The sequence below is a fragment of the Streptomyces purpurascens genome, assembly GCF_045040895.1.
Classification (GTDB): Bacteria; Actinomycetota; Actinomycetes; order Streptomycetales; family Streptomycetaceae; genus Streptomyces; species Streptomyces purpurascens.
Genome location: NZ_CP108341.1, coordinates 8,245,406 through 8,258,416, shown reverse-complemented (window position 1 = coordinate 8,258,416; position 13,011 = coordinate 8,245,406). Strand labels below are relative to the sequence as shown.

Genomic DNA, 13,011 nt, shown 5'->3' with positions numbered 1-13,011 from the left:
AAGCCCTGGAGGTACCTCTTGCCGGAATGGCTTGTTCTCACCCTCGCGATGCTGGCCGCCTGCGCCGTGGTGGTCATCATCACCCTCGTACGCCACCGCACGGCGTCCGACGACGAGGACCCCAGTGAGACCCCGGACGTCATCGAGTACATGACGATGTGGATCGGCGTGGTGTACGCCATCGTCCTGGGCCTGGCGATCGCCGGTGTCTGGGAGGGGCGCAGCGCCGCCCAGGACCACGTCCAGGCCGAGGCCACGGCGCTGCACGAGATCTCGGAGCGGGTCCGGGTCTACCCGCCCGACGCACGCGACCGGATCCGGAACGACATCGAGGCCTATGTGGGACACGTCGTCACCACCGAGTGGGACACCATGGCCGACGAGGGCCGTGTCACCGAGCGCGGCCACCGGCTCTTCGAGCGCGTCCGCCAGGACGTCACCGACTACGAGCCGAAGACGGACTTCCAGGCCCAGGCCTACCAGCCGCTCCTCGACCAGGTGACCGCGGCCAACCAGGCCCGGATCGCCCGGGCGGAGTCGACCGGGGAGACCATGCCGGGCGTGGTGTGGTTCGGGCTGATCGCCGGAGCCGTCATCACCATCGGGATGATCTTCGCCCTGCAGATCCGCAGAACGACACGTGAAATGGTCCTCGCCGGGCTGTTCTCCGCGCTGATCGCCTTCCTGCTGTTCCTGATCTGGGACTTCGACTCGCCGTACAGCAGAGGCGTGACCGCGTCGGCGGACCCGTTCCTCAACCTCTTCCCGGGCGCCGGGGACTGACGGCGCCCGCACCACGGATCCGGGCCGGGGGGCGCGCGACACGCCGTCGCCGTCCCCCGGCCGCGTAGCGGGGTTCCCCCGGGCGGCCCACACGCGTGCCCCATTCGCGCTACTGCGATCGCGCTACGGCGCACCCCTTCCTAGCGTTTCGGGCATCGAGGTGCATGTCTGACGTGAGCGGAACAGGTCCGCGACTGCTCCTCGGGGACCCGGAGGTCACCATGCGCGCGATACGCGTCGCTTCGGCCGTACTGCTGGGCGCCGGCGCCCTCGCCTCCTGCATGCCGACCGCCTACGCGGCGGTCCGGACCGATTTCGGCTTCGCTGTCGAGCCCTCCACCGTCGCGGCGGGCGAAAGGGTCACGCTGCGGGTGGTCCGCAACGCGGCGTGCCGGGGAGAGGCCGTGGTCTCCTCACCGGTCTTCGACCTGGTGGCCATCCCGCCCAGGGAGTCGTCGGCGCGGGCGGTGGTCGACTGGGACGCCAAGCCCGGCGCCGTGTACGACGTGGAGTTCGTCTGTGACGAGTCGAGCGGCACCGCGCGCCTGACCATCGCCGGCGGCCGTCCGACCCATCACCCCACACACCGGCCGACGGACCACTCCCCGCACCACCCGGGGGACCACCACCGCCACCCGTCGAAGGGCGCGCACGCCGGAGAGGGCGGCACCCTCGCGGGCTTCGACCTCAAGGAGATCGGCCTCGGCGTCGCGCTGATCGCCGGCGCGCTGGGGACGACGTACCACCTCGCCCGCCGCCGCACCGACGAGGAAGCCGGCTGACCGGCCCGACGCGGATGCCGCCCGCGGGTCCTGTCCTCGCCCCGGGCCCTCGAGGGTCCGGGGCGAAGACCGTTCACGTGCGATGCGGCTCGCCGAAGGAGCCGGAAGCGAGGCCTCAGACGCGCCGCTCGGCCCGGCGGCGCATCCAGAACACGCCGCCGCCGACGGCCGCCGCCGTCACGAGGCCGCCGCCGATGGCCACGTCGGTCGGCGTCGCACCGGTGGTGCTGCTGCCGCCGATACCGCCGCGGACACCGCCGATGACGGTGAAGGCCTGCGGCTTGGTCAGGGTCCTGCCGTCGCACCTGACCGTGATGTCGTACGGACCCGGGCGGGCGTTGTTGTTGATCGTGGCGGTGCCCCTCGCCGTCTCGTTGGCGCCGCGGATGGGCGAGAGCCTGGTCGGCGAGAACGCGTTGGAGGTCGCGACACCGCCGTTGCGGCAGCCGTCGACCGTGATCGTCAGCTGACCGCCGCGGGCGATCACGCTGGGCAGGGCGACGATGTTGCTCGGTCTGTCCCACGCGACGGCCGCGGGGGCGGAGAGCCCGAGGGCTGCGACCGCTGCGCCGGCGACCGCCAGAGCACGAGTGTTACGCATGTGAACCTCCGCGGAAGACGCCCCGGGACCCGTCCCCGGTCGATCGGCGAGAAAGCGCCTCCCAGAAAGACAGTCAGTTGCCGTGCCCGGACCCGCATTTCGGGAATGGTCCGTCCTGGTGAGAGCGGATACCGCGGGAAATCCACGCAATCGGATATCGCCGCAGGTCACGGACCGTCAGAAATTTCCTCGCGGCGGCAACTCGGATGGCTCACCTGAAATAGCCGGGCCACCCCTTACCGGCCATGGCCACCCGTTCGCCCCCGCCCCGTCGCCGGTTTCGTGCGCGGCACTTAGCGTTCTGGTATGCGCGAAAGACACGGCGACGGCCGCGTCGAGAGGGGATGGCGAATGTCTGCGTCCGAGCTGGCCCAGGCGGAAGAGGAGGCGCGGCCGAGGAAGCGCGCCCCGTGGGGCGTGATAGCGCTGGTTCTGCTGACCGGCCTCGCCCTCATCCGGAATGGTTCGGGGGAGTTCGACGAGGGTCCGCCGCAACCGGCGACGGCGGCCGCGACGGACAGCAGGGTGCCCGGCGCCACCTTCGCCGGGACCGTACAGCCCCTGCCCTACTCCCTCCCGGACCGGGTCAGGATCCCGGCGATCCAGGTCGACACGCCGATCATTCCCGTGGGCCTGGACGCGGACGGCTGGGTCGGCGCGCCCCCGCCGGAGGACCCGAACCTGGCGGGCTGGTTCACCGGGGCGGTCACCCCCGGCGAGAAGGGCACCGCGGTCGTCGTCGGCCATGTCGACAACCAGTTGGGCCCTGCCGTGTTCTACGCGCTCGGCGCCCTGAAGAAGGGGAACCGTGTCGAGATCGCCCGGCAGGACGGAAAGACCGTCGTGTTCGAGATCTACGGCATCGAGGTGTTCGAGAAGGACAACTTCCCCGGCGACCGCGTGTACGCGTCCAAGGGCGCGGCGGAACTGCGGGTCATCACCTGCGGCGGCGGTTTCTCCCAGCAGAACGGCTACGCGGGCAATGTCGTGGCCTTCGCCCGCGCGGTCGAGGTGCGCTGAGCGTTCCCGCCCGGGCGGGCGAATGCCTGACGGTGCCTTTCACGCGTAATGCCGCCGGGGGACGGAGATGTGGTAGCCGGCGTCCAGCAGTTCGGGCAGATAGCGCTGCAGGGCCCGCACGCTCTGCGAGCGGTCGCCCCCGGCGTCGTGGGAGAGCACCACGACGCCGGGGGCGGCGCCGTTCTCCACCCGGCGGATGATGGACCGGGTGCCTGGGGTCGTCCAGTCGAGGGTGTCGACCGTCCAGGCGAGGGGTTCCATGCCGAGTCCGGCGCCGAGCCGGAACGCGGTCCGGTTCCAGGCGCCGTAGGGGGCGCGGAACCACTCGGGGCGCTCCCCGTAGGCATCCTCGATGACGTCGCAGGTGCGTTCCATCTCGGCGCGGATCTCCCTGCGGGTGAGGCGGGTGAGCAGCGGGTGGGACCAGGTGTGGTTCCCGACGGCATGGCCCTCTTCGGCCATCCGGGCCAGCAGTTCCTTGTTGTCGGCGACCATCCCGCCGCACACGAAGAACATCGCGCGCACGTCGTACTTGGCGAGGGTGTCCAGGACGGCCGGGGTGTAGCGGGGATCGGGTCCGTCGTCGAAGGTCAGCACCATGTGGCGGCCGCGTTCGGAGAAGCGCAGCAGCGGTGCGCGGCGTACCAGGGTCCGGCGGGGCGCGGCGTGCGGCGGGCCGTATCCGGTCAGGGGCTGGAGCCGGTACGCGGAGGAGCTGAGCGGGCGGCGGGCCTGGGGCCCGGCGACCGGGACGGTCCCGGCGGGGCCGCCCCCGGTGACCCCCGCGAACACACCAGCCGTGACGGCGACGCCCACGGCGCCGGTGCCGGCGAGCAACACCCGGCGACGGGTGAGCAACTGATCCTTCTTCATGACTCATGAGTCGCCCGGCGGGAGACCGGCGCACCTGAGCAACACCGGTGCGGCGGCGCCGTTTCACCCGCACGGCCCACGCAGACGGGTCAGCGGCGGCGCACCAGGGGGAACGGCAGGGTCTCCCGGATCGTCAGTCCGGTGAGGAACATGACCAGCCGGTCGACGCCGATGCCGAGGCCGCCGGTGGGCGGCATGGCGTATTCGAGGGCGTCGAGGAAGTCCTCGTCGAGTTCCATCGCCTCGGGGTCGCCGCCGGCGGCGAGCAGGGACTGGGCGGTGAGGCGGCGGCGCTGCTCGACGGGGTCGGTCAGCTCCGAGTAGGCGGTGCCCAGTTCGGTGCCGAAGGCGACGAGGTCCCAGCGTTCGGCGAGGCGCGGGTCGGTGCGGTGCTGCCGGGTGAGCGGGGAGACGTCGGTCGGGAAGTCCTTGTAGAAGGTGGGCAGCTGGGTCCGCTCCTCGACGAGCCGCTCGTACATCTCCAGGACGACGTCGCCGGGGCCGTCGTCGGCGGTGTACGGCACGCCCACGCGGTCGCACAGCCGGAGCAGCTCGGGCAGGTCGGTGCCGGGGTGGATCTCCTCGCCGAGGGCCTCGCTGATGGCGCCGTGGACGGTCTTGACGGGCCACTGCCCGGAGATGTCGTACTCCTTGCCGTCCTTGTGGGCCACGGGGGCGCCGAAGGCGGCGGTGGCGGCGCCCTGGACGAGTTCGCGGACGAGGTCGAGCATCACGTCGTAGTCGGCGAAGGCCTGGTAGGCCTCCAGCATCGTGAACTCGGGGTTGTGCTTGTAGGAGACGCCCTCGTTGCGGAAGGTGCGGCCCAGTTCGAAGACCTTCTCCAGGCCGCCCACGCACAGCCGCTTCAAGTACAGCTCGGGGGCGATGCGCAGGTACAGGTCGAGGTCGTAGGCGTTGATGTGGGTGGTGAAGGGGCGGGCGTTGGCGCCGCCGTGAATCTGCTGGAGCATCGGCGTCTCGACCTCGAGGTAGCCGCGTTCCAGCAGGCCCTGGCGCAGGGCCTGGACGGCGGTGGAGCGGGCGCGGATCACCTCGCGGGCGTCGGGGCTCGCGACCAGGTCGAGATAGCGGCGGCGGACCTTGGCCTCGGGGTCGGCGAGGCCCCGGCGTTTGTCGGGCAGGGGGCGCAGGCACTTGCCGGTGAGCTGCCAGTCGGTGACGAACACGGTCGGCTCGCCCCGGTCGCTGACGCCCGCCCGGCCGGTGGCGGTGATGTGGTCGCCGATGTCGGTGTCGGTGGTGAAGCGGTCGAGGGCGTCGCCGGAGCGGTCGCGGGTGAGGGCGAGTTGGTGGTCGCCCGACCAGTCGCGCAGGACGAGGAAGACGATGCCGCCGAAGTCGCGGACCAGCATGATCCGGCCGGCGACGGTGACCTGTTCGCCCTTCGCGACCTCGGCGAGGGTGTGGGTGCGGGCCGGGATGCCCACGGGGTAGGGGTCGGTGCCGGCGGCGCGCAGCCGGTCGAGCTTGCGGTGCCGGACACGGACCTGGTCGGACAGGCCGGAGAGAGGGTCGGCGGGCTCGGTCCCGTCCCCTCCGGCGAGGCCGAGCGCCGCCAGTGACGGCAGCCCCTCCGTGGTGACGGGCCGCTGTCCGCCCTTCGGGTGCCCTCTTCCCCACAACTTGCGCATCGACGGTACGGAGACGAATCCCTCGGCGATGCCGGAGGCGAGACCGACCTTGGCGAGGGAGGCGGCCTCCGCGTAGCAGAGGAAGCGGGGGTACCACTCGGGGCGGTACTTGGCGTTGGACCGGTACAGGGCCTCCAGTTGCCACCACTTGGAGAAGAACAGCAGCAGGCGGCGCCAGAGGCGGAGCACCGGTCCGGCGCCGATGCGGGCGCCCTCCTCGAACACGGAGCGGAACACGGCGAAGTTCAGCGAGACCTTGCGCACGCCGAGTTTCGGGGCGGCGTGGCACAGTTCGGCGACCATGAACTCCATGACGCCGTTGGGGGCGGTGCGGTCACGGCGCATCAGGTCCAGGGAGACGCCGTCCTTGCCCCAGGGCACGAAGGACTGCAGGGCGAGGAGCCGGCCGTCCTTGTCGTGGGCCTCGACGAGGAGGCAGTCGCCGTCGGCCGGGTCGCCGAGCCGGTCCAGGGCCATGGAGAAGCCGCGTTCGGTCTCGGTGTCGCGCCAGGCGTCGGCCCGTTCGACGATCTGCCGCATCTCCTCCTCGCTCAGGGTGGAGTGGCGGCGGACGCGGCAGCCGGCGCCGGTGCGGCGGACGCGGTTGACGGCCTGGCGGGTGACGCGCATGTCGCGGCCGTCGAGGTCGAAGTCGAGGACGTGCAGGATCGCCTCGTCGCCGAGCTGGAGCGCGCCGAGTCCGGCGCGCACGAACGCCCGGGCGCCTTCTTCGGAGGCGCCCATCACGGCCGGTACCCAGGCGTACCGGCGGGCCACGTCCTGCCAGACGGCGATCGCGTGCGGCCAGGCCTCCCGGTCGCCGACCGGGTCGCCGCTGGCCAGGCAGACCCCGGCCTCGACGCGGTAGGTGACGGCGGCTTTGCCGCTGGGTGAGAAGACGACGGCCTTGTCGCGGCGGGTGGCGAAGTAGCCGAGGGAGTCCTGGTCGCCGTAGCGGCCGAGGAGGGCGCGGATGCGGGCCTCCTCGTCGTCGTGCAGGGCGGCTTCCAGGCGCTGGGAGCGGAAGAGGGTTGCGGCGGCGTTCAGCAGGGCGAGCGCGCCGAACAGGCCGAGCAGGAAGTACAGGGCGTGCGGCGGGCGGCCGTCGAAGCTGCCCGCGGGCACCAGGCCGCCCAGGACCCGGTTCGCGGCCCAGGCCAGGCGCTGGTTGCCGGGCAGTGTGCCGGGGAAGGCCGCCACCAGGGCCCAGCCCGCCAGGATCGCCACGACCAGCCCGGCCACCAGGACGGCGAGGGCGCGGCGTACGGCGGCGCGGCGGGAGGCGGCGTAGAACTCCCCGCGGGCGACGATCAGCAGGGCCAGGGCGAGGCCGCACACCACGAAGGACGGGACGGATTCGGCGAACTCGCCGACGGCCATGCCGACGATGTCGGACAGGACCAGCAGGCCCAGGTAGACGACGACCAGCCACCAGGCGATCTTCTTGCGGGCGCCGGTCGCGGCGGCGAGCAGGAACAGGAAGACCGCGTAGGCGAGGTTGGCGCTGACGGGGACGAGCAGCAGGTCCAGGAAGCGGACGAGCGGGCGCAGTCCGGTGCGCAGCGGTGGGATGAGCGCCAGCAGGGCGCAGAACAGGCCGAGGACGCCGAAGAAGACCGCGAAGCCCTCGGGTACCCGGCCCAGGAGGCCGTGGCCCCGGCCGCGGGGCCGGCGTATCGGTCCCCCGGTGTCCTTCTCGGCCGTCCCGGCGTCCGCGATGGCACTCATGCTTTCGACTCTAGGAACACCCGCCTCTTCTCGCCCGTCGAGCGCTCCCGGCCGGTGGCCGGGGTGGGGGTCTCCGATAGCCTCGCGGCGTGACGGAACAGCACGCCCATCAGTTCGAGCGGGGCACGGACGGGCCGAAGGTGATCCTCGTCGGAGTGGACGGCTCCGACTCCTCCCTGCGGGCCGCGGCCTACGCCTCTGGCCTGGCCCGGCGGCAGCACGCGCTGCTCGCCGTGGTGTATGTGCAGCCGGTGCTGGCGGCGGGGGCGGCGCTCGGGGCGCCGGTGGCCGAGACGACCGACGAGATAGCCGAGGACCTGGTCGCACAGATCCGGGACGCGGCCGAACGGCTCAAGGGGATATTCGAGGTCCGCTGGGAGTTCCACACGTTCCCCGGCGATCCGTACAACGGCCTGGTGCAGGCGGCCGACGAACTCAAGGCGGACGCCGTGGTCGTGGGCGCGTCCGAGCAGGCGGGCCACCGGATCGTCGGCTCGGTGGCGGTGCGGCTGGTGAAGGCCGGGCGGTGGCCGGTGACGGTGGTGCCGTAACGGGACCTGGGTCCCTGGTCGGTGGGCACGAGGTCGCACGCACCCGAGGATGCTGCCGTGACTTCCTACGCGTTCGACGTGGACGCCTTCCTGCGCCGGCCCCTCACCGCACGCCTCGCCACCAACGGGCCGACGGTCCGCCCCGTCTGGTTCCTCTGGGAGGAGGACCCGTTCTGGACCACCTCCACGACGATCCGGCGCTGCGCGGGACGGTGTGGCTGCGGCTGCGGCCCGCCTCCCTCGTCGCGCACCACCTGAGTTACGCCGTGGCCCCCTGAGGCGGCCACGGGCGCACGGCCGGGCGACGCTCCCGGCCTACTCCCCCATCACCAGTCCGTCCCCGGCCGCGCCCCTGCCGAGTACGACGTCCCGGATGCGGTCGCGGACGGCCTGTCCGTCGGCGCCCTGGGCGATCGCCCGGTTGAGGTTCACGACCCGGCCGGCGTCGACGTCGAACAGTTGCGGGACGAACTCGGCCTTCGTCACCTCCCAGCGGCCGCCCTGCCGTGCGGGTGGGGCGAAGGTGAAGCGGCCGAGGGTGGACTGGTTGCCGCGCGGGTCCTTGGCACCCTGGTGGTTGGTCATCTCGCCGGCGATCTGGTCGCCCATGCCGTAGATCACCCAGGTTCCGTTGACCTTCTCGTACGCCTGCGGGACGTGTGCGTGGGTGCCGAGGATCAGGTCGATGTCGGGGCGTCCGCCGCTGCGCGCGGCGGTGAGGTTCCGGGACAGGGCCACCTGCTGGTCGTCGGGCGCGTCCTGCCACTCGGTGCCCCAGTGCAGGGAGACGACGACCACGTCGGCGCCCGCCCGGCGCGCGGCCCGGGCGTCCGCGAGGACCGTGCCCTCGTCGATGAGGTTCACGGCCCAGGGCTGTCCGGCCGGCAGCGGGATCCCGTTGGTGTCGTAGGTGTAGGCGAGGTGGGCGATCTTCGCCGAGCCCGCCTGGAGGACCGTCACGGTGCGCGCCTCCTCCTCGGCGCGTGCCGAGCCGGCGTGCCGTACGCCCGCGCGGTCGAGGGCGTCGAGGGTGCGGCGGATGCCGTCGGCGCCGTCGTCCAGGGTGTGGTTGGAGGCGGTGGAACAGCCGTCGTAGCCGGTGACGGCGAGGGCCTGGGCCACCTCGGGCGGGGACTTGAAGGTGGGGTAGCCGGTGTAGGCGCCGTTCTCCCCGTAGACGGTCTCCATGTGGCACAGGGCCACATCCGCGCGGGAGACGACGGAGCGGATCCCCGCGAGCATCGGCCGGAAGTCGTAGCCGGTGCCGCCGGCGTCGAAGCGGGCCCGGTCGATGATCGAGCTGTGCGGGAGGACGTCGCCGGAGGCGACCAGTGTGAAGCCGCGGGGCATGCCGGTGGACGGTGCCGGGCGTCCCGGGCCGCGCGGTTCGTGGCTGCCGCGGGCCTGGCAGGCCGCTCCCGCGGCGAGGACGACGGTCAGGGCCAGGGCCATCTGCCGACTGCGTGCGATCATGCCATTCACCCCACTGTGGGCGTTGTGGTCGTATTTACGCACCATCAGGAAAGAAGGCTCATGCCGTCCCACGCGGCTCCGACACGCCCATTAGCCCGTCCGGAACGCACCGGTCCGGGCGCGGTGACCGTTCGTCGAACCGTTCGTCGACGCGATCGACCGTCCGCCGCACGGGCGGGTACGTGCCCTGTCCCCCGGCTGTGCCCTGCTGTGGCATACGGCCATGACGGCCGGATCCACTCTTACGAACGGGACGACCGCCGAGCACGAGCTCGCCGCACTGCAGCGGGAGCACGGCCGGCCCCTCTTCGCGCTGCTGCTCCGGCTCTGCGACGGCGACCGGCAGCGCGCGGAGGACCTGGTGCAGGAGACGCTCGTACGCGCCTGGCAGCACCCCGAGGCCCTGCGCGCCGACGACTTCGAGTCCGTACGGCCCTGGCTGATGACCGTCGGGCGGCGGCTCGCGATCGACGCCCGGCGGGCCCGGCAGGCGCGTCCGGCCGAGGTCGGCGACGCGGTGCTGGAGAACGCGCGGGTCATCTCCGACCACGCCGAGCGGGCCGCGGCGATGCTCGACGTCCGCCAGGCTGTGAAGACACTCACTCCGGAGCACCGTGAAGTCCTGGTGCTCGTGTACTTCCAGGGGGCGAGTGTGGCGGAAGCCGCGACGGCCCTCGGGATCCCGCCCGGTACCGTGAAGTCCCGCGCGTACTACGCGCTGCGCGCCCTGCGCCGGGTGCTTCCCGGATACGCCGCCGACCTGCGCTGAAACCAATGGCTGGGTCAAGCCTCCGTAAAGCGCCTTGCTGAACACCCCGGTTGAGTAATCGGCTGTTCTCATCCGTGTTCCGGAGAGGGCCGACAGCGCCCCCGGGGCCCGGTGTCGGGCGACGCGCACGTACCGGAGGAAGGCAGGAAGGGATGCTGCACAGAGGTGAAGAGAGCACGGACGGTGCCGACGGTGAACTGACCGTCCCCATGGCGTGGTTGTACGCCGAGTACATCGCCGACGAGCTGCTGCGGACCGGCGATCTCATGCCGCCGACGTCCTTCGAGTTCCGGGCGGGGCGGGACGCCCTGGCGCTGACCATCTTCCTCTCCGACACCGACGGAGAGCTGTCCGGCATCAGGGTCGTCACCCAGCTGGAGACGTGGCTGTCACTGACCGCGTACGACCAGCCGTGGCAGGAGTGGGTGCGCGGGCGGCTGACCGAGCTGGCCGTCGTGGCCGCGGAGTCGGGGCGGCCCGCGCCGGACCTGGATCTGGCGGACGAGGCCTGGCGCTGGCTGCAGGAGACGGAGCTGCTCGCGCCCGATCTGAACGCGGTGCCGGGCGGTGCTCCGGTGGTCGGGGAGGACGAGGGGCCGAAGGTCTGGACGCCCGCCTGGCAGCTCGGACTGCCGCTGGGACACCTCGCGATCCATCTTTTTTAGATTTCCGCGTCCTCGGACCAATCCGCCGGGCGGAGGGCTCCGAATCCATAGGTTGCGATTGTGTCACCGGCTTGAGTGATTCCGCTGCCTGGTCCGTACCGGTGGGAGCAAGGAGTAACCCCACCCGCACCCAACGGCACGAGGATTCGGCATGAGGTCCCTGGAAAGGCATCGCGACGTCGGCGCCTACGCGCTCGGCGTGCTGGACGAGGCGGAAGCATTCCGCTTCGAGGACCACCTCATGGAGTGCCCTCGGTGCGCTGCAGAGGTGACGGAATTCGGCGTGACGACACGGCAGTTGATGCTGTACCGGCGGGCGACACCACGGTTCGTGCACCCGATGGCGCAGCCCGGGCCGCGCATGCTGGACCGGCTGCTGGCCGAGGTGGCGACGAGGCGCCGGGCCGGACGCAGACGCCTGCTGTTCGCCCTGGCCGCCTCGGTGGTGTTCGCGGTGTCCGTACCCGGCGTCGCGATGATGGCCGAGGACAGCAGCGCGGACGAGGGACCCGTGACGGTCGCGGCGACCGACGCGCGGTCGGGCGTCTGGGCCCAGGTCACCGTCGAGGACAAGGCCTCGGGCAGCCAGGTCGAGCTGAAGGTCAAGGACGCGTCCGGACCCCGCTCCTGCCACCTGGTCATCGTCGGCCGCGACGGCACCGAGGAGACCGCGACCAGCTGGCACGGCCCCGGGCACGACACCCACCCCAACACGATGATGGCCAGCTCGTCCAAGCACCCGGACGAGACCGCCCGCTACGAGGTCCGCTCGGCGTCCGGGGAGGTCCTCGTGAAGCTTCAGCCGCGCTGAGGCGTGTCGTCCGTCCGCCCCTGTCGCCGGGCACCCCGCGTGGCCCGGTGTGAGACTGCTGGTTGGCGCACCCGGGAGGCAGCCGGGTGTGCGCGGTCCCGACGAGGGGAGGCGAGGTGGCGGCGTCAGAGGACGGCGACGGCCGCCTGGAGGAGTACCTCGCCGATCCGCGGAACAGGACGCTGGACCTGACCACCGCGGTGGCCCGCTGCACCGAGGCCCTGGGGCTCCAGCACTCCGCGGTGTACCTCGCCGACATCCAGCAGCGCCGGCTCGTGCCGCTCACCGACGTGGCCTCACCTCTGCTCGTCGACGACTCGCTCGCCGGCTGGACCTACCGCACCCAGTCCCTGCGCGTGGAGGAGTCCGAGTCGGGCGGCATGACGGCCTGGGTCCCCCTCGTGGACGGCGCGGAACGCCTCGGCGTCCTCGCCGTGCACTCCGCCTCGCTGACCCCGGCCGTGCTGCGCCGCGGCAAGGCCCTGGCCTCGCTCCTCGCCATGATGATCACTTCCACCCGGGCGTACCAGGACTCCTTCGTCCGGCTCACGCGCACCAGACCGATGCGTCTGCCCGCCGAGATGCTGCGGGCCTTCCTGCCGCCGCGCACGATCGGCACCGCGCACGTCGTGTCCACGGCCGTGCTGGAGCCGGCGTACGAGCTCGGCGGCGACGCCTTCGACCACTCCCTCACCGAGACGACCCTGCACGCCACGGTCCTCGACGCCATGGGACACAACCTGGCCTCCGGTCTCACCACGGCCGTGTCCCTGGCCGCGAGCCGCAATGCCCGGCGGGCCGGGGCGGACCTGCCCGACCTGGTGCGAAGTGTGGACGACGCGCTGGCGCAGTGGCTCCCCGACCAGTTCTGCACGGGGGTCCTGGCCCAGCTGGACCTGGTCTCCGGAGTGCTGCGGTGGTGCAACTGCGGGCACCCCACCCCGCTGCTCATCCGGGACAGACGGCCGGACGTCGACGCCATGCGACGCGAGCCGGAACCGCCGATGGGGCTGCCGTCCCGGCTGGCCGGGCTGAACCGGCGGACGCACGAGATCGCTCTGAAGCCCGGCGACCGGGTCCTGATGTACAGCGACGGGGTCACCGAGGCCAGGGCCGTCGACGGCGCGGAGTTCGGTCTTGAGCAGTTCGCCGACTACATCATCCGGGCGACGGCCGCGGGCGAGCTGGCGCCCGAGACACTGCGGCGGCTCATCCACTCCATCCTCGACTCGTCCGGCAGCCGGCTCCGGGACGACGCGACCATCCTCATGTTCGAGTGGTCGCCCCCGGCCCGGTGACGGCG

At 72.1% G+C, this 13,011-nt stretch carries 13 protein-coding genes; 9 read left to right on the top strand and 4 right to left on the bottom strand.

Features of this window, described 5'->3' with window-relative positions:
- Positions 1-18 precede the first annotated feature (18 nt).
- Both OHU35_RS37440 and OHU35_RS37435 read left to right on the top strand, forming a co-directional pair.
- On the top strand, positions 19-783 hold the full coding sequence (locus OHU35_RS37440; protein WP_189722480.1) for a DUF4239 domain-containing protein: 765 nt from the start codon (positions 19-21) through the stop codon (positions 781-783).
- 221 nt (positions 784-1,004) lie between these two features.
- Positions 1,005-1,565, top strand: a complete 561-nt coding sequence (locus OHU35_RS37435) for a hypothetical protein (protein WP_359890349.1) — start codon at positions 1,005-1,007, stop codon at positions 1,563-1,565.
- Positions 1,566-1,680: 115 nt separating this feature from the next.
- Here OHU35_RS37435 and OHU35_RS37430 read toward each other — a convergent pair whose 3' ends face one another.
- Positions 1,681-2,166 carry a hypothetical protein gene (locus OHU35_RS37430; protein WP_189722481.1) on the bottom strand — a complete coding sequence of 162 codons (486 nt, stop codon included), beginning with the start codon at positions 2,164-2,166 and terminating at the stop codon, positions 1,681-1,683.
- Positions 2,167-2,517: 351 nt separating this feature from the next.
- Here OHU35_RS37430 and OHU35_RS37425 point away from each other — a divergent pair, with 351 nt between their 5' ends.
- On the top strand, positions 2,518-3,186 hold the full coding sequence (locus OHU35_RS37425) for a class F sortase (protein ID WP_189722482.1): 669 nt from the start codon (positions 2,518-2,520) through the stop codon (positions 3,184-3,186).
- A gap of 39 nt (positions 3,187-3,225) precedes the next feature.
- Here OHU35_RS37425 and OHU35_RS37420 read toward each other — a convergent pair whose 3' ends face one another.
- Together OHU35_RS37420 and lysX are read right to left on the bottom strand one after the other, a co-directional pair.
- Positions 3,226-4,059 (bottom strand): polysaccharide deacetylase family protein, encoded by an 834-nt coding sequence (locus OHU35_RS37420; RefSeq protein ID WP_189722483.1) that lies wholly within the window; start codon positions 4,057-4,059, stop codon positions 3,226-3,228.
- An 89-nt stretch (positions 4,060-4,148) separates the two neighbouring features.
- Complete coding sequence (lysX, locus tag OHU35_RS37415) at positions 4,149-7,439, bottom strand: bifunctional lysylphosphatidylglycerol synthetase/lysine--tRNA ligase LysX (RefSeq protein WP_359889966.1); 3,291 nt, start codon at positions 7,437-7,439, stop codon at positions 4,149-4,151.
- 89 nt (positions 7,440-7,528) lie between these two features.
- Between lysX and OHU35_RS37410 the strand changes: the two genes are divergently transcribed.
- Positions 7,529-7,990 (top strand): universal stress protein, encoded by a 462-nt coding sequence (locus OHU35_RS37410; protein WP_189722485.1) that lies wholly within the window; start codon positions 7,529-7,531, stop codon positions 7,988-7,990.
- 57 nt (positions 7,991-8,047) lie between these two features.
- Complete coding sequence (locus OHU35_RS37405) at positions 8,048-8,248, top strand: hypothetical protein (RefSeq protein WP_405508468.1); 201 nt, start codon at positions 8,048-8,050, stop codon at positions 8,246-8,248.
- Positions 8,249-8,305: 57 nt separating this feature from the next.
- Here the strand turns inward: OHU35_RS37405 and OHU35_RS37400 are convergent, their stop codons facing one another.
- Complete coding sequence (locus tag OHU35_RS37400; protein WP_359889962.1) at positions 8,306-9,463, bottom strand: CapA family protein; 1,158 nt, start codon at positions 9,461-9,463, stop codon at positions 8,306-8,308.
- A gap of 223 nt (positions 9,464-9,686) precedes the next feature.
- Between OHU35_RS37400 and OHU35_RS37395 the strand changes: the two genes are divergently transcribed.
- From OHU35_RS37395 to OHU35_RS37380, 4 genes are all read left to right on the top strand, one after another.
- Positions 9,687-10,232, top strand: a complete 546-nt coding sequence (locus tag OHU35_RS37395) for a sigma-70 family RNA polymerase sigma factor (RefSeq protein WP_189722487.1) — start codon at positions 9,687-9,689, stop codon at positions 10,230-10,232.
- A 152-nt stretch (positions 10,233-10,384) separates the two neighbouring features.
- On the top strand, positions 10,385-10,897 hold the full coding sequence (locus OHU35_RS37390) for a hypothetical protein (protein WP_189722488.1): 513 nt from the start codon (positions 10,385-10,387) through the stop codon (positions 10,895-10,897).
- Between the two features lie 151 nt (positions 10,898-11,048).
- Complete coding sequence (locus tag OHU35_RS37385) at positions 11,049-11,708, top strand: zf-HC2 domain-containing protein (protein WP_189722489.1); 660 nt, start codon at positions 11,049-11,051, stop codon at positions 11,706-11,708.
- Positions 11,709-11,824: 116 nt separating this feature from the next.
- Entirely contained in the window at positions 11,825-13,006 is a 1,182-nt protein-coding gene (locus OHU35_RS37380; protein ID WP_189722490.1) for a PP2C family protein-serine/threonine phosphatase, read from the top strand.
- Positions 13,007-13,011 lie beyond the last annotated feature (5 nt).

What these genes read in the sequence shown, in the direction of transcription:
- OHU35_RS37420 (WP_189722483.1), bottom strand. Translation starts at nt 4,059, where the DNA reads ATGAAGAAGGATCAGTTGCTCACCCGTCGCCGGGTGTTGCTCGCCGGC.
- OHU35_RS37385 (WP_189722489.1), top strand. Translation starts at nt 11,049, where the DNA reads ATGAGGTCCCTGGAAAGGCATCGCGACGTCGGCGCCTACGCGCTCGGC.
- OHU35_RS37390 (WP_189722488.1), top strand. Translation starts at nt 10,385, where the DNA reads ATGCTGCACAGAGGTGAAGAGAGCACGGACGGTGCCGACGGTGAACTG.
- OHU35_RS37430 (WP_189722481.1), bottom strand. Translation starts at nt 2,166, where the DNA reads ATGCGTAACACTCGTGCTCTGGCGGTCGCCGGCGCAGCGGTCGCAGCC.
- OHU35_RS37425 (WP_189722482.1), top strand. Translation starts at nt 2,518, where the DNA reads ATGTCTGCGTCCGAGCTGGCCCAGGCGGAAGAGGAGGCGCGGCCGAGG.
- OHU35_RS37400 (WP_359889962.1), bottom strand. Translation starts at nt 9,463, where the DNA reads ATGATCGCACGCAGTCGGCAGATGGCCCTGGCCCTGACCGTCGTCCTC.
- OHU35_RS37395 (WP_189722487.1), top strand. Translation starts at nt 9,687, where the DNA reads ATGACGGCCGGATCCACTCTTACGAACGGGACGACCGCCGAGCACGAG.
- OHU35_RS37435 (WP_359890349.1), top strand. Translation starts at nt 1,005, where the DNA reads ATGCGCGCGATACGCGTCGCTTCGGCCGTACTGCTGGGCGCCGGCGCC.
- lysX (WP_359889966.1), bottom strand. Translation starts at nt 7,439, where the DNA reads ATGAGTGCCATCGCGGACGCCGGGACGGCCGAGAAGGACACCGGGGGA.